Genomic DNA, 23,075 nt, shown 5'->3' with positions numbered 1-23,075 from the left:
CGTCGGAACGCCGGGGGCGGCCGGCACGGCCGCGATGGGCGTGCAGCGGCCGCGCCGCCGGGTTCAAGGGCGGTCAGGCGGAGCGCGTGCTTCTCGGGGGACGTTCGGGGCCAGGCGGGATATGCCCGGCGAACAGGGAATCGGGCGCCAGCGCCGGGGGCGGCGCGCGCAGGGTCAAGGCGTGCAGGGCGGGCATGCCGGGCGGCGCCGTGGCGCCCACGGTGCAGGCGCCATGGTTGCTGCAATCGTGGCCATGGTGCGTGGCGCCGCCATCGGCCATGGCCATGTTCAGCGGCTGGCCTTGCATCTGCATGTCGCCCATGTCATGGCACTGGGGCGCCGGCATGGCCGCGACGGTGACGGTGACCGCTGCCGCCAGCTCGTCCACGCAGCAGCTGCGCATGGCCGACGCAAAGCCCTGCAAGGGCAGCGTAACGGCCAGCAGCCAGAGCAGCGAGCGGGCGAGTGAGCGGAAAAAGGCACGGTTCATGACACAACTATAAACCTTCCCACATGAGGAAGGTCAAGCCCCTATTTGCGCCCGTCGCCGTGCGTCAGCCAGATGACGTACACACCATCATATCCCTGCCCTTCGAAGATGGCCTGGCCATCGGCAAAAGTCACTTTCTGCACTTCATTGATGGTGAAATACGCGCGGCCATCGGCCGCCTCGACGTCGCCCCAATGGCGCGCGCGCGGTGGCCGGTAGCCGCTGGCGCGCCCGATGGCGACCAGCAGGTCGCCGATCATGAAGTCGAGCAACATGTCGGCCAGCAGCGGCCGGTGCCCCGCCAGCATGGCCGAGATGCCGGGGTAGCCCGCTTCCTTGAGTTCGGGCAAGTCGCTTTCCTCGTACTGCAAGTCGTCTTCGCGGCAAGTCTGGATAAAACTGTTGAACGGTTCGTCGAGCAGGCCCGCCAGCGCCGCTTCCGGCACGCTCAGGCGGAACGGGTGCAGCGGCAGCGCGCTGCGCTGGCCATAGTTGAGTTCGCGGCAGCCGAGGAAGGCCAGCGGGTGCAACCGGCCGCCGACTTCGCAGCGGATGCCCGACACCTGCGATACCTGCGCCATCAGCTGCCCATCCCCGCCGCCCGCATCAGCAGGCGCATCGCCCAGGCGGCCAGGCCCAGGGTGGCCACGCTGGCCAGCCAGATGCCGGCCAGCCACGCCAGTCGCTTCCGCCATGATTGTTGTCCTTGTTCAACTTGTTTCATCAGTGATAACCATCTTCCGGCAAGACTTTGCCACGAAACACATAATATGACCACACCGTATACATCAGGATCACGGGAATGATGAACAGCGCGCCCACCAGGGTAAAGCCCTGGCTTTGCGGCGGCGAGGACGCCTCCCAGATCGATACCGACGGCGGGATAATGTTGGGCCACACGCTGATGCCCAGGCCCGTGTAGCCGAGGAAGACGAGGGCCAGGGTGCACAGGAACGGCGCCGTTTGCCGCCCGCGCCGCAGGGAGCGCAGCAGCAGCCAGCCCGCGCCCGCCACCAGCAGCGGCACGGGCAGGAAGCAGAACAGTTGCGGCAGCGCAAACCAGCGCGCGGCGATGGCCGGATCGACCAGCGGCGTCCAGATGCTGATGACGGCAATCACGCCCAGCAGCAGCCACACGAGCACGCGCGTGAGGCGCCCGGCGCGCGCCTGCAGGCCCCCCTGCGTCTTCATGATCAGCCAGGTACTGCCCAGCAAGGCATACGCCGCCACCAGACCCGCACCCGCGAACAGCGAGAACGGCGTGAGCCAGTCCAGCGCGCCGCCCGCATAGCTGCGCCCTTCCATCGGCATGCCCTGGATGTAGGCGCCCAGGGTCACGCCCTGGAAGAAGGCGGCCGCCACCGAGCCGGCGATGAAGGCCTTGTCCCACAGGTGGCGCTCGCGTTCGCGCGCCTTGAAGCGGAACTCGAAGGCCACGCCGCGGAAGATCAGGCCCATCAGCATGAAGCTGAGCGGCAAATAGCAGGCGCTCAGCACCACGGAATAGGCAAGCGGAAAGGCGGCCAGCATGCCGGCGCCGCCCAGCACCAGCCAGGTTTCATTGCCGTCCCAGACGGGCGCCACCGTATTCATCATCACGTCGCGCTCGCTCTTGTCCTTGAAAAACGGGTACAGGATGCCGATGCCCAGGTCAAAGCCATCCATCACCACGTACATCATGATGCTGAACAGGATAATGACGGCCCACAGTAGCGGCAGATCAATGCCCATGCGAATTTCCTCCTTGTGCTGGTGCTTCAAGATGCGCGGCCGAGATAGGCCGCGCGGGCGTGCGTTCCTGGCCGGGGCCGCCTTGTTCGACGCGCTCGCCCTCATGCGGCTGCGGCCCCACGCGGATCAACCGCAGCAGGTAGCCGATGCCCGTGCCGAACACGGCAAAATAGATGACGACGAACAGCACCAGGGTGATGCCCAGCTGCGTGGCGCCATGCGCCGAGACGGCGTCTTGCGTGCGCAGCAGGCCGTAGACGGTCCACGGCTGGCGGCCGATTTCCGTCGTGTACCAGCCGGCCAGCATGGCCACCAGGCCGCTGGGTCCCATCCACAGCGCGCAGCGCAGGAACAGGCGCGAGCGCCACAGCGTGCCGCGCCAGCGCAGCCACGCGCTCCAGATGCCCAGCGCGATCATCAGCATGCCCAGGCCAGCCATGATGCGGAAGGACCAGAAGACGACGGCGGAAGGGGGCCGGTCGCGCGGCGCGAAGTCCTTCAGCGCGGGGATCGTGCCATTCCAGTCGTGCGCGAGGATCAGGCCGCCCAGGCGGGGGATTTCCACCTTGTACAGGGTTGCCTCGCGCGCCATGTCGGGCCAGCCGAAGAGGATCAGCGGCGTGCCCTCGCCGCCCTTGTTTTCCCAGTGACCTTCCATGGCGGCCAGCTTGGCCGGCTGGTGCTCGAGCGTGTTCAAGCCATGCAGGTCGCCGATCACGGCCTGGATGGGCGCGACGATCAGCAGCATGGACAGGCCCATGCTCATCATCTTGCGGATGGCCGCATTGTCGTTGCCGCGCAGCAAATGCCAGGCGGCCGACGCCACCACCAGCAAGGCCGTGGCAAGGAAGGCGGCCACGCTCATGTGCAGCAGGCGGTAGGGAAACGAGGGATTGAAGATGACGGCCAGCCAGTCCACGGGCACGATCCTGCCGTCGACGACTTCATGCCCCTGCGGCGTCTGCATCCAGCTGTTCGAGGCGATGATCCAGGTGGCCGAGATCAGGGTGCCCAGCGCCACCATGGACGTGGCGAACATGTGCAGGCCGGGCCCCACGCGGTGCCAGCCGAACAGCATTACGCCGAGGAAGCCCGCTTCCAGGAAGAAGGCCGTCAGCACTTCATAGGCCAGCAGCGGCCCCGTGATGCTGCCCGCGTAATCGGAAAAGAAACTCCAGTTGGTGCCGAACTGGTAAGCCATGACGAGGCCGGAGACGACGCCCATGCCGAAGTTGACGGCGAAAATCTTCGACCAGAAGTGGTACAGGTCGCGGTACACGGCGTCCTGCGTGCGCAGCCACGCCGCTTCCAGCACCGTCAGGTAACTGGCCAGGCCGATCGTGATGGCAGGAAAAATGATGTGGAATGAGATGGTGAAGCCGAACTGGACGCGCGCCAGCTCCAATGCCGTAAGCCCTAACATGTGTTGCCTTCCCGACGTGTGACGTCTGTTTTACCCAGGCCTCCACTCTAGGCTTGTCCGGCAAAACATAACAGACTCAGAAATCGGAGAAAACATAGGATCAGTTTGACGTTTCCCGAATGGCAAGGTCAAGCCGCTCCGGCGTAAAAACGCCTCAGGCCGGCTCCGTGATGCCCACGCGGTTGCGGCCGTTTTCCTTGGCCACGTACAGGGCCGCGTCGGCCGCCAGCAGCACGGCATCGGCGCCGCCCGCCTTGCCCGCCGCCTGCTCCGACGACACGACGCCCAGCGATACCGTCACGGGGCCGGCGCCGGGGATCTCGGCGGCGGCCACCCTGGCGCGCAGGCGTTCGGCCACCTGCAGCGCCACGTCGAGGTCGGCGTCGGGCAGCAGCATGATGAATTCATCGCCGCCATTGCGGCACAGCACGTCGGCATCGCGCGAGCAGGCGCGCATCAGCTGCGCCAGGCGCAGGATGACTTCATCGCCGACGGCGTGGCCCCAGCGGTCGTTGACTTGCTTGAAATGGTCGATATCGATGGCGATGACGGAAAACGGCCGCGCCTGGGCCTGCCAGGCATCGAGCGCCGCCGCCATGCCGCGCCGGTTCGACAGGCCTGTCAGCGGGTCCGTCTGCACGTCGAACTTCAGCTTGCCGATCTTGTTCTGCAACAACCCCAAGCCCTTCAGCAAGGCTTTCTTGATCTGCGCCGCTTCCACGTACCACGAGCGGATGGCGGCAATGCGCTCGGCCGTGCCGGGCGCATCCATGCGCCGCGCGCCCTCGGCCAGTTGCACCAGGGGCCGCGAAATCAGGCTGGCCAGCCACCAGATGAATGGCAGACTGAGCAAGGCAATCGGCAGCGAATGCCACACGGTATTGGCCATCAGCTGTTGCAGCGGCGCCAGGGTCATGGCCGTCGGCCGCTGCGCCACGATGCCCCAGCCCGTCGACGGCATGACGGCATAGCCGGCCAGCATGTCCACGCCCAGGCTGTTGCTCATGCGCTGGTTGCCGGCGCCGCGCTGCGCGATGATGGTGTCGATGACCTGGTTGCTGCCCGCCACGTCGCCCAGGCGATCCGGGTCCGGGTGGTACAGCAGGCGCCGGTTCTGGTCGACCACGTACAGGTAGGAGCCGTCGCGGTAATAATGCTGGCCCAGCATGGTGTACAGGATGTTTTTCTGTTTCAGGTAGATGCTGCCGCCCACATAGCCCAGGTAGCGGCCATCCTTGCCGACGATGGGGTGCGAAATGAAGACCACCAGGTTGCCGGCCGAGGACATGTACGGCTGCGTGATCAGGGGACGCCGTTCGCGCAGCGCCTGCGCGGCGCCGGCCGAATCGAGCGTGCGGTGCTTGAGGGCCAGCGTTTCCGGCGACACGCCCAGCACCTTGCCCTGGGCGTCGACGATGAGCACGGAGTTGAAGCTGTTCGTCTGCAGGCGCAGGCGCTGCGCCTCGTCCGTCAGCCACTGCTCGTCCTCCATGCGCGACGGCAGGCCGCCGGCGCTGTAGGCCAGCTGCTGGCGCGCCGACTGCAGGAAATCCTCGGCCGTGCTGGCCAGCTTGCTCGCGTAGGCGTGGTTCGCTTCCAGGGTGGTATCGATCAGCAGCTGGCGCTGCACGCTGTAGCTCGCATAAAAGGTGTTGGCCAGGGAAACCAGGGCGCTGGCAAAGGCCACGAGCACGATCAAACGGCGCAAGTTCATGCGCGGAACAGGTTTAGTCCACATGGAGTCGGCAGGAAATTGGAAAGTATTGCGCTACAGAAAGGGCGCATTATACCGAGACAGCCGTGCCAATATTGAAATCCTGGCATCGTTGGTCAAAGAATGTGAACAAGCGGCAACGCTGAGCGCTGCCGCCTTGATATGCATCAAGCGTGCACGGCGTGCTTGCGCACCCAGTCCGCATAGCGCTGCATCCAGCCCTGGAAGAAGCCCAGGCTGGCCGGGCCGATGCCGCCGTGCTCGTCGAACAGGCCGTCCTTGGCCTGGATAAACATTTCCGGCTGGCCCAGCAGCGGCACGTCCAGGTAGGCCAGCACATTGCGCAAATGCTGCTGCGCCAGCGCCGTGCCCGTGGCGCCCACGGACACGCCGAGCACGGCGCCCGGCTTGCCGCCCCACACGCTCTGGCCATACGGGCGCGAACCGTGGTCGAGGGCGTTTTTCAGCACGCCGGGAATCGAGCGGTTGTATTCGGGAGTGAGGAAGAGCAAGGCTTGCGATGCAGAAATGTCGGATTTGAGGCGCAGCACCTGCTCGGCCTGCGCGCCATCGTCATCCTGGTTGTACAGCGGCAAGTCGCCGATCTCGATATGTTTAAAAGAAAACTCGGGCGGCGCCAGCTTGACGAGCGCGTCGGCCAGCTTGCGGTTGAAGGAATCCTTGCGCAGGCTGCCGACGATGATAGCAACGTTATATTGACTCATAGAAATCCCCGATGATGGTAAAAAAATAGCCCTGGAGTGAAGTTCACTCCGGGGCTATCTTGCCACACAATTATCGGTTTCGCGCTGCTTAGCGTGCGAAACCAGCGCACCTGAAAAAATGCTCAGGGCTAGGCGCCTTGCCGAAGACAGTACGAATGTACGGCAAGGCAAGGCAACAACGCCAGGGGCGTTTTGGCAGGTGCGCTAACGTGCCAGGCCCCGGTACTCGCGGTAGTAGCGTCCGCCCAGGTTCGTCAGCACCTCATAGCCGATGGTATTGGCCATGGCCGCCACGGCGTCGACCGGGTGTTCGGCGCAGATCAGGTCGACCAGGCTGCCCGGCGCGATGCGCTCGCGGGCGACGGCGCTCACGTCGAGGGTGATGGAATCCATGGAAATGGCGCCGATCTGCGGCACTTTCACGCCGTCGACGATGGCCAGGCCCTGGTTGCTCATGCTGCGCAGCCAGCCGTCGGCGTAACCGACGGAAACAGTGGCCACCTGGCGCGGCTCGCTGGCCGTGTAGCGGCGGCTGTAGCCCACGTGGTCGCCGGCGGCAATCGTGCGCGTCTGCATGACCTTGCCCTGCAGGCGGACCACGGAGCGCAGGGGATTCGGCTCGCCGCCCTGCGGCCCGATGCCGTACAGGGCCGCGCCCGGGCGCACCAGGTCGAAGTGATAGTCGGGCGACAGGAAGATGCCCGAGGAATTGGCCAGGCTGGCGCGGTACTGCGGCAAGCGGGCGCGGATGGCGGTGAAACGGGCCAGCTGCTCGCCATTCATGGGGTTGGCGCGCTCGTCGGCGCACGCCAGGTGGCTCATGAGGTAGCGCACCTTGATGCCGTCGAGAAAGTGAGCATCCAGCAGCCAGGCGTCGATTTCCTGCGGCGACAGGCCCATGCGCGACATGCCCGTATCCACCTGCACGATGGCGTCCAGGGTGGTGCCCAGCGCCCTGGCATGCCTGCGCCAGCCCGCCACCTGCGGCTCGCTGTTGAGCACGGGGATCAGGCCGTGGGCCGTGAATTCGCCTTCCGTGTCGACGGGCGGGCCGTGCAGCACGAAGATGGCCGCGTCGGGCGCCACGTGCGGGCGCAGGCTGATGCCCTCTTCCAGGTGGGCCACGAAGAAATGGCGGCACCCTTCTTCATACAGGGCCGCGCCCACTTGCGCGGCGCCCAGGCCATACGCGTCGGACTTCACGACGGCCGAGCAGGCGGCCGGGTGCGCCTTGTCGCGCAGCAAGCGGTAGTTGGCGCGCACGGCATCGAGGTCCACCGTCAGGATGGCGCCGCTACGTTCCTTTGGAGGCATGCTTCCCGCCATCTCAGGCTCCCGCGTATTGCAGCTTGCCGCCGCGCTGCGCGCCGCTGTAGCGGCTGACGGACAGGTCCTCGGCCAGGATGGCCGGCTGTTTCGACGACATCAGGTCGGCCAGCAATTGCGCCGAACCGCAGGACATGGTCCAGCCCAGGGTGCCGTGGCCCGTGTTGAGGAACAGGTTGCGCAGCGGCGTGCGGCCGACGATGGGCGTGCCGTCCGGCGTCATCGGGCGCAAGCCCGTCCAGAACGTCGCTTCGGCCGTGTTGCCGCCGCCGGGGAACAGGTCGTTGACGACCATTTCCAGCGTTTCGCGGCGGCGCGGGTTCAGGTTCAGGTTGTAGCCGGCGATTTCCGCCATGCCGCCCACGCGGATGCGGTCGTCGAAGCGCGTCACGGCGATCTTGTACGTTTCATCGAGGATGGTCGAGACGGGCGCCTTGGCCGCGTTGACGATGGGCACGGTGATCGAATAGCCCTTCAGCGGATACACGGGGATGTCGAGCAGCGGCTGCATGAAGCCCGTCGAGTAGGAACCGAGCGCCACGACGTAGGAATCGGCTTTCACGATTTCCGCGCCGCATTGCACGCCGGCAATTTCATCGCCCTGCGTCAGCAGCGCATCGATGGCCACGCCGTAGCGGAATTTCACGCCCAGCGCGACGGCCATTTCGGACAGGCGCGTGGTAAACAGCTGGCAATCGCCCGTTTCATCGTTGGGCAGGCGCAGGCCGCCGAACAGCTTGTCCTTGACGGCTTCCAGGGCCGGTTCGGCGCGCGACAGTTCATCGCGCTGCAGCACTTCATACGGCACGCCCGCGTCCTTCAACACTTCGATATCCTTCGAAGCGTCGTTGTATTGCTTTTCAGTACGGAACAATTGCATCGTGCCTTGCTGGCGGCCTTCATAGGCGATGCCCGCCTCGGCGCGCAAGACCTTGAAGCAGTCGCGGCTGTACTCGGCCAGGCGCACCATGCGCTCCTTGTTCACGGCGTAGGCTTCCGGTGTGCAATTACGCAACATCTGCCACATCCATTTGAGCTGGGCGGCGCTGCCGTCGAGCGAGATGGCCAGCGGCGCGTGGCGCTGCATCATCCACTTCACGGCCTTCAGGGGAATGCCGGGCGCGGCCCATGGCGAAGCGTAGCCGGGCGAGATTTGCCCCGCATTGGCGAAGCTGGTTTCCAGTGCCGGGCCGGGCTGGCGGTCGATGACGGTCACTTCATGTCCTGCCTTGGCCAGATAGTAAGCACTGGTGACGCCGATGACGCCGCTACCCAGAATCACGATACGCATAGTTTCCTCATTATATTTTTTAGGCTATTGCCAGATTTACCGCTATGATATTGGGAATGACCCAGTATTTGTTCACGTATAAATCGAGAATTTCAGCAATAAATCATGAGAATACTTAAAGAATCGGCACGCGGACTGGATAAGCTGGACCGTCACATCCTGCGCATCCTGCAGCAGGATGGCCGCATCTCGATGAAAGACCTGGGCGAGCAGGTGGGCCTGTCGATTACGCCCTGCATCGAGCGTGTCAAGCGCATGGAGCGCGACGGCGTCATTACCGGCTACCACGCCAAGGTGAACCCGGCCGCGCTGGGCGCCAAGCTGCTCGTCTTTGTAGAGATTACGCTGAATCAGAAATCCGCGTCAGCCTTTGAGCAATTCCGGCGTGAAGTGTTGCAAATTCCCGAAGTGCAGGAATGCCACCTGGTGTCGGGCGACTTCGATTACCTGATCAAGGCGCGCATCCATGAAATGGCCGAGTACCGCAAATTGCTCGGCGACATGCTGCTGCAGCTGCCGGGCGCGGCCCAGTCGAAAAGCTATGTGGTGATGGAAGAAATCAAGGAAACCCTGGCGCTCTCGACCGACGTGTTGCAGAATCGCTAAAAGCACCGCCAACCAGTACCAGCAGCATCGAAATATGAGACTTTGTATAATCTGGTAGCACATTACCTGGTTCGCAAGCACACTCCCCTCCTGACATCACGCCCGTCCCCTCTGAGATTGGAAGCAGTGATGCACACCGGGAGTCCATATGAACACATTGATAAAACTGGCAGCTTCCTGCCTCGCGGGCCTGGCCGTGGCCATGTGCACCGCCAGTGAATACAAGGTCAACCGCGCGCCGGACAACGGCGCCATCTATCAGAACATCAAGGTGGGCAAGACCACCCGCCTCGACCTCGACGCGGCCCTGGGCAACGCCACCGTCGTCAGCTTCGACCCCGGCTATGAAGTCTGGGTCTACAAGAACCAGCTGCAAACGCCCGGCGTGACGCGGCTGATCCCCCTCCTGGGTGAAAAAGGCACGCGCGAAGTGGCCGTCATGTTCGACCAGGCGGGCGTGGTGAGAAAATTCCGCATACACGAGCCGCACAGGTAAGCCATGGGGACGCGCCAGCCGCGTTGGTCTACACTGGCGTTTTATTCTCCGCTCCCCCCCCATGCAACTACCTGCAAACCTCGCCCAGATCTCGACACACCAGGATTGGCGGCACGATACACCCTACCCGCCCCTCGGCTTCACCCCGTTTGCCGAGGGCGCGCTGGGCAATGGCGACACGTTCGGCCTGTACTGGCCCATCGGGCGCGAAGCGGCCGAGCCCATCGTCGTCGAAACGTGGCACGACGAGTGGCGATTGCAGCCGCACTTTTCCAGCCTGGCGGCGTTTCTGCAAGCCTACGCGACGGCGGAAGACGAGTACGTCGCCACGCCGTCGCTGGCCGACGACCCCGCCTCGCCCCGCGCCGCCTATCTGGAGGCCAGGGAATTGATTGCGCAGCGCAAGCCGGACGCCGCCGTCGCCCTGCTGGAAGCGGCGCTGGCCATCCTGCCCGAATACACGGATGCGCTGGTGCTGCTGCATGGCCAGTATGTGCGCGCAGGAAGAATCGACGACGCCGTCAAGGTGGCCATCCAGGCCATCATCTCTCCACCGTCGTTTGGCGGCCCGCCATTGAAGGCTTTGCAATGGCTGCGCGCGCAAGGCGTGCCGGACGGGGAACGCGACCCCATCCGGCGCGCCTGCGGGCAGTTGTCGCTGAACTTTGGCGGCAGCAAGGACAATGCCGACTACCGCGTGCTGCTGGCCGCCATCGACACCTATCTGGAGCAAGGCAAGCATGTTGCCGCCTCGACCCTGATGCAGACGTATGCCGAACTGATGAGCGCGGAAACCGTCTCGTTCCAGGAACGCCACGAATTTGACCAGGCCGCCTTCATCGCGCAGCAAATCGGCGTCAGCACCAAGCTCCAGCACGGCAGCCGCGACCCGGCATGCCAAGGGTAGCGCAAATTATTTGATATATTTGACATATTTATTTTTTATATTGCCGGCACACTTGTACCCACAAAGAAACATCTTCCCCCACGCCGCTCTGTAAAAACAAGAAAATCGGGTATCTTGCTTGGAAAATCTCAAATACCATTTGACTAATTCATTTAATATTTGTTTAATTGGGCATATTTAATTTATTTGTTTCCGCAGATGCCAAACCTGCGTCCGCCATCAAGCTACATCGCTCGCCTGTCTGACGGACACGTGGCACACACCGCCAGGAACAGTTGTGCCGGCGCGCGCCGGTCCGAGAACATTGGAGAATGCAATGAACCACCCGATCATGGACGCTGGCATCGCACGGCAAGGCATGGATGACATGGGCCTGCTTGCAGCACTGGGCAAGCTGCAAGGGCTGATGCAATTCGACCTGCGCGGCTGCGTGAGCGACGCCAACGCGTTCGCGCTGGACCTGTTCGGCTACCAGCGCGACGAATTGCTGGGCCAGCCACATCAGTTGCTATGCATGGCCACGCGCGAACGGCAACAGGAAGAACGGCAATTCTGGAGCCTGCTGGCCGAGGGCCAGTCGCAGGCGGGCGAATTTCGCCGCGTGGACAAGCAAGGACGGGAAGTGTGGATACAGGCCCGCTATGTGCCGCTGTCGCACGATGGCGGACAGCCCGACCATGTCATCGCGCTCATCGACGACATCACGGCCAATATGCACGCGCGCCAGGACTTTTCCGGCAAGATCCAGGCTATCGAACGGGTACAGGCCGTGATCGAATTCGATTTGCAGGGCCGCGTGCTGCGCGCCAATGACAACTTTCTGCGCACCTTTGGCTACCAGGAACAGGAATTGCTCGGCCGGCACCACCGCATGTTTTGCACCGAGGAAGATGTGCGGGCGAGCAGCTACCGGCAATTATGGGAAAGCCTGGAGCGCGGACAATTCCAGTCCGGCGAATTCCGCAGGCTGGACAAACTGGGCCGCGAAGTGTGGATACAGGCGTCGTACAACCCCATCCTGGATGTCGATGGCCGGCCGCTGAAGGTGATCAAGTTTGCCACCGACATCACGGCTGCCAAGCGCCTCAGCTCCGAAACGGCCGGCAAGATCGATGCCATCGCCCGTTCGCAGGCGGTGATCGAATTCGACATGCGGGGCACTATCCTGACGGCCAACAGCAATTTCCTGCGTGCCGTCGGCTACACGCTGGAAGAAGTGCAGGGCCAGCACCACAGCATGTTTTGCGACGACGCCCTGGTGCAGAGCGAAGGCTACCGCAACTTCTGGGCCGACCTGGGCGAAGGAAAGTTCAAGAGCGCCCGTTTCCACCGCCTCGCCAAGCATGGCGCCGCCATCTGGCTGCAAGCCACCTACAATCCCATACTCGACACCAACGGCCGCGCCTTCAAGGTCGTCAAATTTGCCATGGACATCACGCAGCAGGTCGAGCGCGAACAGACCGTCAGCAGCCGCGTCGCCGGCATCGGCGACGTCATGCAGGAGCTGGCCCGCGCCATCGACAGCATCGGCCAGGGTGCCGCGCATGCGAACACCATCGCACAGCAAACGGAACAGCATGCCCGGCAGGGGCGCGTACTGCTCGGTCAATCGATCGACTCCATCCTGGAGATCCAGAAATCGTCGCAGGACGTGCAGGAAATCGTCAGCACCATCAGCGATATTGCGATCCAGACCAACCTGCTGGCCTTCAATGCGGCCGTCGAGGCGGCCCGCGCCGGCGAACATGGCCGTGGTTTCGCCATCGTGGCCGATGAAGTGCGCAAACTGGCCGAAAAATCCGGCGATGCGGCGCGCAACATCGCGCGCCTGATCGACGCCACCATCGGCCGCGTCGATCAAAGCGGCACCCTGTCGGAACAGGTGCGCCTGTCCTTCGAACAGATCCGCGACTCCGTGCATAACACAACACAATCGATAGGCCAGATCGACCAGGCCACGGCCGCCCAGGTCGACTCCAGCAGGCATGTGGCGCAACTGCTGACGGACCTGCAGGCAACCGCCGCCGCGGGGCACTGAGCATGTCTGCCCCGGCACCGGCGGCGCAGGACTACGTGCAGGTGCGCATCGGCCTGCTGCAGGTGGGCATCGCGTCATTGCATGTGCGCCAGGCGCTGCCGCTACCGGCCGGCGTGCTGCCCATGCCGGGCGCCACAGGCGCCCTGGCAGGCGTGTTTTCGCACCTGGGCCAGGTGATACCCCTGATCGACTTGCGCGGCTGGCTCGACATGCCGGCCGATGCCCCCTGTGCCTACGTGCTGCTGCTGGCGGCGGAAGGCCGCCTGGCCGGCCTGGCGGTCGACGCCATCTGCAGCGTACGGAAAATCCATCCTGACCATATCGAGCAAGTGTGCCACGACGACGCGCCTGACCGTTTCTTCCGTCACGTCGCGCGTCACGCCGGCGGCGATGAGCTGCTGAACCTGCTGGAACCGCAGCGCCTGATGCTGCGGGCGCAAGCCTGGAGCCGGACGGCGGGCATGCAAACGGGACTCGATGCGCGCCCGCGCGATGCGCAAGCGGGCGGCAGCGTGCCGCTGGCGCTGTTCGAACTGGCGGGGCGCGTGCTGGCACTGCCCGCGACGCTGGTCGCCGAGGTCCTGCCGTGCCCGCCGCTGGACACGGCATTCGGCTGGAATGGACAACTGGCCGGGGTGGCGCGCTGGCGCGGACGGCAAGTCTATGTGCTCAACGGCGCCGTGCTCGACGGCGCCTTGCCGGCACCGTCCGCGCCGCCGCCCCTGCTGGCCGTGCTGGAACGCGACGGCCTTTGCCTGGGGCTGCGCGTCGACAAGACGCTGGCCGTGCGCGATACCGATAGCAGCCGCATCCTGCACGGAAGCGACGGGCCATGCGCTCACGCGCTGGTGGCGGCCACGATCACGGCGGCATCCGGCCCGCCGCAACTGGTGCTCGACGACGCGGCCTTGCTGGCCCTGTGCCCGCAGGCGTCGCAGGCAACGGGCGACCAGGCGCCGGCGCACGACGAGCGCAGCGGCGACGCCTACATCATCTGCGATGCGGGCGAGGAACTGGCCTTGCCGATGAGCGCCATCGTCACCATTCTGCCCCTGCCTGCCGACATGCAGGCGCCCGCTTCCGACGGCATGGCCGCGCCCGGCGGCAGCTGCACCTGGCAGGGACGCCCGCTGCCGCTGATCGCGCTCGGCCCGCAGGGTGCGCCAACGGCGCGCATCGTCGTCATCGAGCATGCGGCGCGGCATGTTGGATTGCTGGTACGCAATCTCATCACCCTGGTGCCCGCCTACGCGGCGACAAAATCACGCTTCCGCCAGTTTGGCGGGCCGCCGCTGACGATGATTACCCTCGACTCGGCGGAACGGGCCAGCAGTTACCGGCTGCTCGACGCGGCGGAAGTGGCAGCGGCGGCAGGCCATGCGCCTTGATTTCAGCGCGCCACGCACGCCTGTTTCTCGCGGAACAGCTTGCGGTACGCCGACGGCGACGTCTGCAAGCTGGCCCGGAAATGCTGGCGCAGCGACAGGGCCGTGCCGAAGCCGGCTTCTTGCGCCACGACATCGATCGAGGCCGCGCTTTTTTCCAGCAGGCTTTGCGCATGCGCAAGGCGCTGGTTCAGCAGCCATTGCTTGAACGACGTGCCCGTCGCCTGGCGGAAGTGGCGCGTGAAATTGCGCCGGCTCATGGCGGCCCGCTCGGCCAGCGCGTCGATGCTGTGCGCCTGGCCCAGGCTGGCCGTCACGCAGGCCAGCGCGTTTGCAGCCACGGACTTGCGCGCCTGGCTGGAGCGCCACGGCATCGACACCCTGGCGGTAACCGGCTACATGACGCACAACTGCGACGCCGCCACCATCTACCAGGCCGCGCACGACGGCTTGCAGGTCGAGTTCCTGCACGACGCCAGCGGCACCCTGCCCTACGCGAATGCGGGCGGCACGGCCAGCGCCGAGGAAATCCACCGCGTCTTTTGCACCGTGTTCCACTCGAATTTCGCCGCCGTCGCCAGCACGCAGGACTGGCTCGATGCCGTGCGCGAAGGCAAGCCGCTGGACAAGGACAATATTTATCTGTCGAACCAGCGCGCAAGAACAATTTCAATTACACCTTAATGGCAAGTACCGGATGCTTGAAAATATTTTCAGCCATCCCATTATCTTTCCCTGACACCGACCGTCAGATACGTTAGAGTTTTACAATTACACAGCTTAAAAAGGCTGTGTCCTTTTCCACGCTAACGGAACACGACCGAGATGGCTTTAGCTGTATTTGAATGCACACAATGTGGCGCGAACCTGGACGTAGAAGACCAGGCATCCACATTTACCTGTCCCTATTGTCACAATTCACATGAGCGCAGCCATGAGGCGGCATCCAGCCCCACCCCACAAACCTTGTGCGTCATGGCGGAGCGCTCGATTGCAAAAGGAATCTATGGCAAAGCCATGCAGTACGTTGAGCAGGGGCTGCTGCTTGATCCGTACCATGCAGGCTTGCTGGATCTGGAAATAAAAGCGCGCGATGGATTAAGCCAAGTCAACAATACACAGGCTGCGCGACGTGCCAACGAGGCAAAGCTGGCTGCCGACAAGGCCGAATCCGACCAGTATCACTATCAAGCGAAGCAAATGATGCGATTGCTGCGCGAGAATAAGAAAATCTACGGTACAAACATAGGTTTTAAAGTGCCGCAATCGGCCGATATGGATCTGGCACTGCAATATATCGACCGTTCGCTGGAGCTATTTCCCGAAAACCCGATCGCTCTCAATCTGAAGGGGCTGATTTTATGGGAAGGACACAAGAAAAAAGACGAGGCACGGGCTTTTCTGGAAAAAGCCGCCCAACTCGCGCCGCGCAATATCGACATCCAGAATAATCTCGCCTCGATCAATTCTTCGGCATGCTTCATCGCCACGGCGGCATTCGGAACACCTTTTGCAAGCGAAATCAATGTATTGCGGCATTGGCGTGACCGGCATCTGCTGCAATCTATTGGCGGACGCTGGTTTGTGGCGTGCTATTACCGCACCAGCCCTCCCTTCGCCAACTTCATTGCCACACGCCCAACATTGAAACGGCTGGTTCGCTGGCTACTCCAGCCACTGCTGACTTATGCGGCAGTCCGCTTGCGCAAGGGCCATCGCCATTCCGCCCCAGGAAAAACGTCACGGCATTGCGAATGATGCGAAAACTTACGCTTTTGGGCTTGGCCAGCCTTGCCACGTTCTCGCTGGCCACCACCGCCCTGGTACTGGAGGGCCTCAACGACAAGCTGGCGCCCGCCGACGTAATCGTCGTGCCCGGCAACACGATCCTGCCCGACGGCACGCCCAGCCCCCGCCTGCAGGCGCGGCTCGACGCGGCGCTGACGCAATTCCAGGCGGGCCGGGCGCCGCGCATCCTCGTCAGCGGGGCCACGGGCAAGGAGGGTTTTGACGAGGCCGCCGCTATGGCCCGCTACCTGCTCAAGCGCGGCGTGCCCGCCGGCGCCATCCTTGAGGATAATCAAGGCTGGACCACGGACGCCACGGCCCGCAACGCGGCGCTTCTCATGCGCGCGCACGGCTGGAAGACGGCCATGCTTGCCACGCAATATTTTCACGTGCCCCGCTTCCGGCTGGCGCTGGAGCGCAGCGGCATCGCCGTCAGCGGCCAGGTGCACGCGCCGTATGTCGAGTGGCGCGACCTGTATTCCGTGCCGCGCGAAACCGTCGGCTATGCCGTGTATTTCATGCGCCATTGATCCCGGTTCTTATAACGTCTGACAAAACCGTAGCGAGCGGCAGTGATTTGTGGCTAAGAAGCGCAACCGTGCTTAGCACGGGGCCGCCGAGGTGCGAGGTGGTGAGCATCGCAGGCCGCAAAGCGCGACGCGCAGTAGGTTTGGTCAGATGTTCTTACTCGCTCCAGTCGCGCGAGCGTTCCACGGCCCGCTGCCATTTATGCAAGCGCGTCAGCCGTTCGTCGGCCGCCATCTTCGGCTCGAATCGGCGTCCCACCTGCCACTGGGCGGCGATTTCTTCCTGCGACGTCCAGAAACCGACGGCCAGGCCCGCCAGATAGGCGGCGCCCAGGGCTGTTGTTTCCGTCACCACGGGGCGCACCACGGGCACATTGAGGATGTCGGCCTGGAACTGCATCAGCATGTCGTTGCGGGCCGCGCCGCCGTCCACGCGCAATTCACTCAAGGCAATGCCCGCGTCGTCCTGCATGGCCGACAGCACGTCGACGTTCTGGTAGGCCACGCCTTCCAGCGCCGCGCGCGCGATGTGCGCCTTGCCCGTGCCGCGCGTGATGCCGATCAGGGTGCCGCGCGCATACGGGTCCCAGTACGGCGCGCCGAGACCGGCGAACGCGGGCACGAAAACCAGGCCGCCCGAATCGGGCACGCTGGTGGCCAGCGCTTCCACTTCGGACGAGTCGCGGATGATGCCGATGCCGTCGCGCATCCATTGCACGGCCGCGCCCGCGATGAAGGCGCTGCCTTCGAGCAGATAATCGGTTTGATCTGTACCCGGCCCCAGGCTCCAGCCCACCGTCGTCAACAGCCGGTTTTTCGAGGGCAAGGGGCGCTTGCCCACGTTCATCAGCATGAAGCAGCCCGTGCCGTAGGTATTCTTCGCCATGCCCGGTTTCAGGCAGGCCTGGCCGAAGGTGGCGGCCTGCTGGTCGCCCGCGATGCCGGCGATGGGCACGGCCACGCCCAGCAGGTCAACGCAGGTGTGCGCGGCCACGCCGCTCGATGGCACGACGTCGGGCAGCAGCGAGGCGGGAATGTCCAGCAGCGCCAGCAAATCCGTGTCCCACTGCAAAGTATGAATGTTGAACAGCATGGTGCGCGCCGCGTTGCTCGTGTCCGTCAAGTGGGCGCCGCTCATCTTGTAGATCAGCCAGCTGTCGACGGTGCCGAAGGCCAGCTCCCCCCGCTCGGCGCGGGCGCGGGCGCCGGGCACGTTGTCGAGCAGCCATTTGAGTTTGGTGGCGGAAAAATAGGCGTCCAGCACGAGACCGGTCTTGCGCTGGATCAAGTCCGCCTTGCCCTGCTCGACCAGCTGTTCGCAGAACGCGGCATTGCGGCGGTCTTGCCAGACGATGGCGTTGGCGACGGGCACGCCCGTGGCGCGGTCCCACAGCACCGTCGTTTCGCGCTGGTTGGTCACGCCGATGGCGGCCACGTCGGAGGCCGTCACGCCGCTGTCGCGCAGCACCTGGTGCAGCACGCCTTCCTGCGAAGCCCAGATGTCGCCCGCGTCATGTTCGACCCAGCCCGGCTGGGGGAAGATCTGGCGAAATTCGCGCTGCGCGCTGGCGTGCGGCCGGCCCGCATGGTCGAACAGGATGGCGCGCGAACTGGTGGTGCCCTGGTCTAAAGCAAGTATGTATTTGGTCATGGTCGCTACTACGGCTATACAGTGAAAAAAGGGCACGGACAAGCGCCCGTGCCCCGGGAAAGCGGCGGCAGAAGTCTACACGACTACTTTACCTTGCCTTCTTTCCAAGCCTGCAATAATTTATCGTAGGCAATCGTTTCACCCTTCGGCTTTTCATTCGCCAGCTTTTTCCATGGGGCGTGCTGGTCCGACAGATACTGGTTCGGGTCGCCCTTGGCATTGAGCTTGGGCGCGCACGCCTTCATGCCGGCCCGCTGCAGGCGCGCCATGACCTGGTCCATTTCCTCGGCCAGGTTATCCATGGCGGCCTGCGGCGTTTTTTCCGCCGTGATGGCCGTGGCCACGTTCTTCCACCACAGCTGGGCCAGCTTCGGATAGTCGGGCACGTTGTTGCCCGTCGGCGTCCACGCCACGCGGGCGGGGCTGCGGTAGAACTCGATCAAGCCGCCGTATTCGTTCGCGTGCTTCGTGAAGTAATCGTGGCGGATGTCGGAATCGCGGATGAAGGTCAGGCCGACGATGGATTTCTTCAGCGACACGGTTTTCGAGGTAACGAACTGCGCGTACAGCCAGGCTGCCGCCTTGCGGTCATCGGGCGTGGACTTGAACAGGAACCAGGAACCGACGTCCTGGTAGCCGTTCTGCATGCCCTCTTTCCAGTACGGGCCGTGCGGCGACGGCGCCATGCGCCATTTCGGCGTGCCATCCTTGTTGACCACTGGCAAGCCCGGTTTCGTCATGCCGGCCGTAAATGCCGTGTACCAGAAGATTTGCTGGGCGATTTCGCCCTGCGCCGGCACGGGGCCCGATTCCGAGAAATTCATGCCGTTCGCCTGCGGCGGCGCGTATTTCTTCATCCAGTCGATATATTTCGTCAGCGCAAATACGGCCGCCGGCGAGTTGGTGGCGCCGCCGCGCGACATCGACGCGCCCACGGGCGTGCACTTGTCGGCCGCCACCTTGATGCCCCACTCGTCGACGGGCATGCCGTTCGGAATGCCCTTGTCGGCCGCGCCAGCCATCGACAGCCACGCATCGGTAAAACGCCAGCCCAGCGACGGATCTTTCTTGCCGTAATCCATGTGGCCGTAGACTTTCTTGCCGTCCAGTTCCTTCACGTCATTCGTGAAGAAATCGGCGATGTCTTCATACGCGGACCAGTTTTGCGGCACGCCCAGTTCGTAGCCATACTTGGCCTTGAACTTGGCTTGCAAATCCTTGCGCGCAAACCAGTCGGCGCGGAACCAGTACAGGTTGGCAAATTGCTGGTCGGGCAATTGATACACCTTGCCGTCCGGCGCCGTGGTAAAGCTGATGCCGATGAAATCCTTCAGATCGAGACCGGGATTCGTGAATTCCTTGCCCTTGGCGGCCATGTAGTCGGACAGCGGTTCCACGGCGCCATAGCGGTAGTGCGTGCCGATCAGGTCGGAATCGGAAATCCAGCCGTCATAGATGCTCTTGCCCGATTGCATGGACGTCTGCAGCTTTTCCACCACATCGCCTTCCTGGATGATGTCGTGGCGCACCTTGATGCCCGTGATTTCCTCGAAGGCCTTGGCCAGGGTCTTCGATTCGTAGACGTGGGTGTCGATGGTTTCCGAGACCACGGAAATTTCCTTGATGCCCTTGGCTTTCAGCTTGGCCGCCGCATCGATGAACCATTTCATTTCGGCAAGCTGTTGCTGCTTGCTCAGGCTGGATGGCTGGAATTCCTTGTCGATCCAGGTTTGCGCCTGCTTGGCGTCGGCCAGGGCCGCGTTCGACACGAGCATGGCCGCAGCCGCGAAGACCGTGAACTTCAATTTCATCGTGAATCTCCTTTTATTTTATTGCCGGCCGCCTGCTGACGGTCCGGCCTCCATCAACACCGGCAAGCCGGTCATCCCCAACGCATTACCACTAATAACATTACAAAACTGATGGCAGCACCTATCGCCTGCTGCATTTCCGTGAATCCCGCCCAGGCCAGATTCACGTAGGCCGCCGTGAGCAAGCCAATGAACAGGCGGTCGCCGCGCGTCGTCGGCATGGGCAAAAAACCCTTGCGTTCGATGCTGGGCGAACGGATTTGCCACACCGTCATGCCGGCCAGCATCAAGCCGATGCAGATGAAGAAGATGGCCACTTCCGGCGTCCACGCCATCCAGCCGAACAGGCTGGCTGTGCTATCGCTATTGTTTTCCATGTCACACCCTCCCCATCGCGAAACCCTTGGCTATGTAATGGCGCACGAACCAGATCACCAGCGCGCCGGGCACGATGGTCAGCACGCCGGCAGCGGCCAGCACGCCCCAGTCCATGCCGGCCGCCGAGACGGTGCGCGTCATGGTGGCGGCAATCGGCTTGGCATTGACGGACGTCAAGGTGCGCGCCAGCAGCAGTTCCACCCAGCTGAACATGAAGCAGAAGAACGCCGTAACACCGACGCCCGACTTGATCATCGGCAAGAAGATGCGGAGGAAGAAGCGGGGAAAGCTGTAGCCGTCGATATACGCCGTCTCGTCGATTTCCTTGGGCACGCCGGACATGAAACCCTCCAGTATCCACACGGCCAGCGGCACGTTGAACACCATGTGCGCCAGCGCCACGGCCAGATGCGTATCCATCAGGCCCACCGTCGAATACAGCTGGAAGAACGGCACGAGGAAGACGGCGGGCGGCGTCATGCGGTTGGTCAACAACCAGAAGAACAAATGTTTATCGCCGACAAAGTTATAGCGGGAAAACGCATACGCGGCCGGCAAGGCGACGGTGACCGACATGACCATGTTCAAGGCCACGTAAATCATGGAATTGATGTAGCCGCTGTACCAGGAACGGTCGGTAAAAATCGTGTGGTAGTTGGCGAACGTCCATTGCTGGGGCCACAGGCTCAAGACGCCGACGATTTCCTCGTTGGTCTTGAGCGACATATTGAGCATCCAGTAGATGGGCAACAGCGAGCCCAGCAAGAAGACCACGAGGATGGTGCTGCTCATTTTCTTGTGCATCATTTCTGGTCTCCCGTGCCGACGCGCTGCATCCACGTGTACAGCACAAAGCAGAACAGCAGGATGATGAGGAAATAGATCAGTGAGAAGGCCGAAGCCGGCCCCAGGTCGAACTGGCCCACGGCCTTTTGCGTCAGGTATTGCGACAAAAAGGTGGTGGCATTGCCCGGCCCGCCGCCCGTCAGCACGAACGGTTCCGTGTAGATCATGAAACTGTCCATGAAGCGCAGCAGGACGGCGATCATCAGCACATTGCGCAGTTTCGGCAGCTGGATGTAGCGGAACACGGCCAGGCGCGAGGCGCCGTCGATGCGCGCCGCCTGGTAATACGCGTCGGGAATGGCGCGCAAGCCCGCATAGCACAGCAGCACGACCAATGGCGTCCAGTGCCAGACATCCATCACCATCACGGTCAGCCAGGCGTCGAGCGAATTGCCGTTGTAATTGTAGTCAAATCCCAGCTGGTTCAGGGTATAGCCCATCAGGCCGATGTCGCCGCGGCCGAAGATTTGCCAGATGGTGCCCACCACGTTCCAGGGAATGAGCAAGGGCAGCGCGATCAGCACCAGCGCCAGCGAGGCCTTCCAGCCATCGGCCGGCATGCACAGGGCGATCAGGATGCCGAGCGGAATCTGGATCGCCAGCACGGAGCCGGAAAACAGCAGCTGGCGCAGCAAGGCGCTGTGCAGGTCGCCGTCGAGCATGACCATGCGGAACCACTCGGTGCCGACGAACACCTTTTGCGTGGGACTCAGAATATCCTGCACGGAATAATTGACCACCGTCATCAGCGGCAGGATGGCGGAAAAGGCCACGCACAGCAGCACGGGCAGGATCAGCAGCCAGGCGCGGCGGTTGTTATCGGTTTTGCCGTTATGTATCATCAGGCCACCCGCTTATCGTTGACATAGAACAAGGTGCGTTGCGGCGGAAAACGCAGCCGCACAGCATCGCCCACCACCGCATCGATGGCGCGCAGCTTGGCCGCCACCGTCGCGCCGCCCAGCTGGAATTCCGCCAGGTAATGCGTGCCCATGTTGCGCACGGCCGTCACTATGGCGTCCAGGCAGTGATCGCTGCCCGCGCCGCCCTCGCCCGCCGGCAGGCATGCGACGAATTCGGGCCGCACGCCCAGCGTGATTTTCCCTTGCGCGCCAGCCAGGGCCGCGCGGGCGGCGGCGGACGCGGCCAGCGGCTGTCCCGCCACGCGCACGCCGCCGTCGTCCAGGCTGCAATCGAGCAAGTTCATGCCCGGGTTGCCGATGAAATAGCCGACAAACGTGTGCTCGGGTTCCTCGAACAGCGCTTGCGCGCTGCCCGTCTGCACCACTTCGCCCTGGGTCATGACGACCACCTGGTCGGCAAAGGTCAAGGCTTCCACCTGGTCGTGCGTGACATAGATCAAGGACAACTTCAGTTCGTGATGAATTTCCTTGAGTTTCCTGCGCAGCAGCCATTTCAAATGCGGATCGATCACCGTCAGCGGTTCGTCGAACAGCACGGCCGCCACGTCGGGGCGCACGAGCCCCCGCCCCAGCGAAATCTTTTGCTTGGCGTCCACGGACAAGCCGCTGGCGCGCAGCTTCAGGTCGTCCGTCAGCTCCAGCATCTGCGCCACCTGCTGCACGCGCTTTTTCACCTCGCTCTCTTTCCAGCCGCGATTACGCAGCGGAAACGCCAGGTTGTCGTGCACGGTCATGGTGTCGTAAATGACGGGAAACTGGAACACTTGCGCGATATTGCGCGCCTCGGTCGGCAGCTGCGTGACATCCTTGCCGTCGAACAGCACCTTGCCATGCGACGGTTTCACGAGGCCGGAGATGATATTGAGCAAGGTCGTCTTGCCGCAGCCGGACGGTCCCAGCAAGGCGTAGGCGCCGCCGTCGCGCCACTCCATGCTCATGGGCCGCAGCGCATAGTCGCTTGGCGCCGTGGGATTCGGTTTGTAGGCGTGGGCCAGGTCCGCCAGTTCGATGCGCGCCAT

22 protein-coding genes and 2 pseudogenes are annotated in these 23,075 nt (G+C 63.3%); 8 read left to right on the top strand and 16 right to left on the bottom strand.

From position 1 onward, the window contains the following. Window positions 1-73: 73 nt before the first annotated feature. The 9 genes from AC07VI_RS12810 to AC07VI_RS12770 form a co-directional block, all read right to left on the bottom strand. Window positions 74-490, bottom strand: a complete 417-nt coding sequence (locus AC07VI_RS12810) for a hypothetical protein (RefSeq protein ID WP_086147091.1) — start codon at window positions 488-490, stop codon at window positions 74-76. A gap of 41 nt (window positions 491-531) precedes the next feature. Continuing rightward, on the bottom strand, window positions 532-1,071 hold the full coding sequence (locus tag AC07VI_RS12805) for a hypothetical protein (protein WP_492994885.1): 540 nt from the start codon (window positions 1,069-1,071) through the stop codon (window positions 532-534). After that, window positions 1,071-1,214, bottom strand: coding sequence for a DUF2474 domain-containing protein (locus AC07VI_RS12800; protein ID WP_086147093.1), 144 nt, complete (start codon window positions 1,212-1,214; stop codon window positions 1,071-1,073). Before AC07VI_RS12800 ends, AC07VI_RS12805 begins: the two co-directional genes overlap by 1 nt. After that, complete coding sequence (gene cydB / locus AC07VI_RS12795; protein WP_086147094.1) at window positions 1,214-2,221, bottom strand: cytochrome d ubiquinol oxidase subunit II; 1,008 nt, start codon at window positions 2,219-2,221, stop codon at window positions 1,214-1,216. Before cydB ends, AC07VI_RS12800 begins: the two co-directional genes overlap by 1 nt. Then, window positions 2,211-3,644 (bottom strand): cytochrome ubiquinol oxidase subunit I, encoded by a 1,434-nt coding sequence (locus AC07VI_RS12790; protein ID WP_099420786.1) that lies wholly within the window; start codon window positions 3,642-3,644, stop codon window positions 2,211-2,213. Before AC07VI_RS12790 ends, cydB begins: the two co-directional genes overlap by 11 nt. A 154-nt stretch (window positions 3,645-3,798) precedes the next feature. Further along, entirely contained in the window at window positions 3,799-5,382 is a 1,584-nt protein-coding gene (locus tag AC07VI_RS12785; protein ID WP_086147096.1) for a sensor domain-containing diguanylate cyclase, read from the bottom strand. Window positions 5,383-5,525: 143 nt separating this feature from the next. Next, window positions 5,526-6,083, bottom strand: coding sequence for an NADPH-dependent FMN reductase (locus tag AC07VI_RS12780; RefSeq protein WP_086147097.1), 558 nt, complete (start codon window positions 6,081-6,083; stop codon window positions 5,526-5,528). Between the two features lie 204 nt (window positions 6,084-6,287). Beyond that, window positions 6,288-7,397 carry an alanine racemase gene (alr, locus tag AC07VI_RS12775; protein WP_226935892.1) on the bottom strand — a complete coding sequence of 370 codons (1,110 nt, stop codon included), beginning with the start codon at window positions 7,395-7,397 and terminating at the stop codon, window positions 6,288-6,290. 13 nt (window positions 7,398-7,410) lie between these two features. Next, window positions 7,411-8,700, bottom strand: coding sequence for a D-amino acid dehydrogenase (locus tag AC07VI_RS12770; RefSeq protein WP_086147099.1), 1,290 nt, complete (start codon window positions 8,698-8,700; stop codon window positions 7,411-7,413). 105 nt (window positions 8,701-8,805) lie between these two features. Here AC07VI_RS12770 and AC07VI_RS12765 point away from each other — a divergent pair, with 105 nt between their 5' ends. From AC07VI_RS12765 to AC07VI_RS12745, 5 genes are all read left to right on the top strand, one after another. After that, window positions 8,806-9,306 (top strand): Lrp/AsnC ligand binding domain-containing protein, encoded by a 501-nt coding sequence (locus AC07VI_RS12765; RefSeq protein ID WP_070222192.1) that lies wholly within the window; start codon window positions 8,806-8,808, stop codon window positions 9,304-9,306. A gap of 148 nt (window positions 9,307-9,454) precedes the next feature. Continuing rightward, entirely contained in the window at window positions 9,455-9,802 is a 348-nt protein-coding gene (locus AC07VI_RS12760; protein WP_086147100.1) for a hypothetical protein, read from the top strand. Window positions 9,803-9,863: 61 nt separating this feature from the next. Then, window positions 9,864-10,709: a tetratricopeptide repeat protein gene (locus tag AC07VI_RS12755; RefSeq protein ID WP_492994891.1), complete on the top strand. Its 846-nt coding sequence runs from the start codon at window positions 9,864-9,866 to the stop codon at window positions 10,707-10,709. 316 nt (window positions 10,710-11,025) lie between these two features. Beyond that, window positions 11,026-12,747 carry a methyl-accepting chemotaxis protein gene (locus AC07VI_RS12750; protein WP_099420784.1) on the top strand — a complete coding sequence of 574 codons (1,722 nt, stop codon included), beginning with the start codon at window positions 11,026-11,028 and terminating at the stop codon, window positions 12,745-12,747. Window positions 12,748-12,749: 2 nt separating this feature from the next. Beyond that, complete coding sequence (locus AC07VI_RS12745; RefSeq protein ID WP_086147103.1) at window positions 12,750-14,135, top strand: chemotaxis protein CheW; 1,386 nt, start codon at window positions 12,750-12,752, stop codon at window positions 14,133-14,135. Between the two features lie 2 nt (window positions 14,136-14,137). On the opposite strand, the pseudogene AC07VI_RS12740 reads toward AC07VI_RS12745, so the two are convergent. Next, window positions 14,138-14,467: pseudogene (locus tag AC07VI_RS12740) on the bottom strand (helix-turn-helix domain-containing protein); the annotation flags it as partial. Here AC07VI_RS12740 and AC07VI_RS12735 point away from each other — a divergent pair. The 3 genes and pseudogenes from AC07VI_RS12735 to AC07VI_RS12725 form a co-directional block, all read left to right on the top strand. Continuing rightward, window positions 14,448-14,816 (top strand): annotated as a pseudogene (locus AC07VI_RS12735) (isochorismatase family protein); the annotation flags it as partial. The pseudogenes AC07VI_RS12740 and AC07VI_RS12735 sit on opposite strands and share 20 nt — an antisense overlap. Before the next feature lie 141 nt (window positions 14,817-14,957). Beyond that, window positions 14,958-15,890, top strand: coding sequence for a CFI-box-CTERM domain-containing protein (locus tag AC07VI_RS12730; RefSeq protein WP_139842574.1), 933 nt, complete (start codon window positions 14,958-14,960; stop codon window positions 15,888-15,890). Window positions 15,891-15,913: 23 nt separating this feature from the next. After that, a complete protein-coding gene (locus AC07VI_RS12725) occupies window positions 15,914-16,450 on the top strand; it encodes a YdcF family protein (RefSeq protein ID WP_494808797.1) in 537 nt (178 codons plus the stop codon). A 154-nt stretch (window positions 16,451-16,604) separates the two neighbouring features. Here the strand turns inward: AC07VI_RS12725 and glpK are convergent, their stop codons facing one another. The 6 genes from glpK to AC07VI_RS12695 form a co-directional block, all read right to left on the bottom strand. After that, window positions 16,605-18,098 carry a glycerol kinase GlpK gene (glpK, locus tag AC07VI_RS12720; protein ID WP_099420782.1) on the bottom strand — a complete coding sequence of 498 codons (1,494 nt, stop codon included), beginning with the start codon at window positions 18,096-18,098 and terminating at the stop codon, window positions 16,605-16,607. Window positions 18,099-18,181: 83 nt separating this feature from the next. Then, on the bottom strand, window positions 18,182-19,909 hold the full coding sequence (locus tag AC07VI_RS12715) for an ABC transporter substrate-binding protein (RefSeq protein WP_086147108.1): 1,728 nt from the start codon (window positions 19,907-19,909) through the stop codon (window positions 18,182-18,184). Window positions 19,910-19,980: 71 nt separating this feature from the next. After that, window positions 19,981-20,256, bottom strand: coding sequence for a DUF2160 domain-containing protein (locus AC07VI_RS12710; RefSeq protein ID WP_086147128.1), 276 nt, complete (start codon window positions 20,254-20,256; stop codon window positions 19,981-19,983). 31 nt (window positions 20,257-20,287) lie between these two features. Continuing rightward, entirely contained in the window at window positions 20,288-21,094 is an 807-nt protein-coding gene (locus tag AC07VI_RS12705; RefSeq protein ID WP_086147109.1) for a carbohydrate ABC transporter permease, read from the bottom strand. Then, on the bottom strand, window positions 21,091-21,975 hold the full coding sequence (locus AC07VI_RS12700; protein WP_086147110.1) for a carbohydrate ABC transporter permease: 885 nt from the start codon (window positions 21,973-21,975) through the stop codon (window positions 21,091-21,093). The genes AC07VI_RS12705 and AC07VI_RS12700 overlap by 4 nt, the downstream gene beginning before the upstream one ends. Next, window positions 21,975-23,075 (bottom strand): ABC transporter ATP-binding protein, encoded by a 1,101-nt coding sequence (locus AC07VI_RS12695; protein WP_086147111.1) that lies wholly within the window; start codon window positions 23,073-23,075, stop codon window positions 21,975-21,977. The genes AC07VI_RS12700 and AC07VI_RS12695 overlap by 1 nt, the downstream gene beginning before the upstream one ends.

This window comes from Janthinobacterium sp. GW821-FHT03A03, from assembly GCF_059421435.1.
Note: the sequence above shows the minus strand (reverse complement) of the source record. Positions and strands in the feature narration are given on the sequence as shown.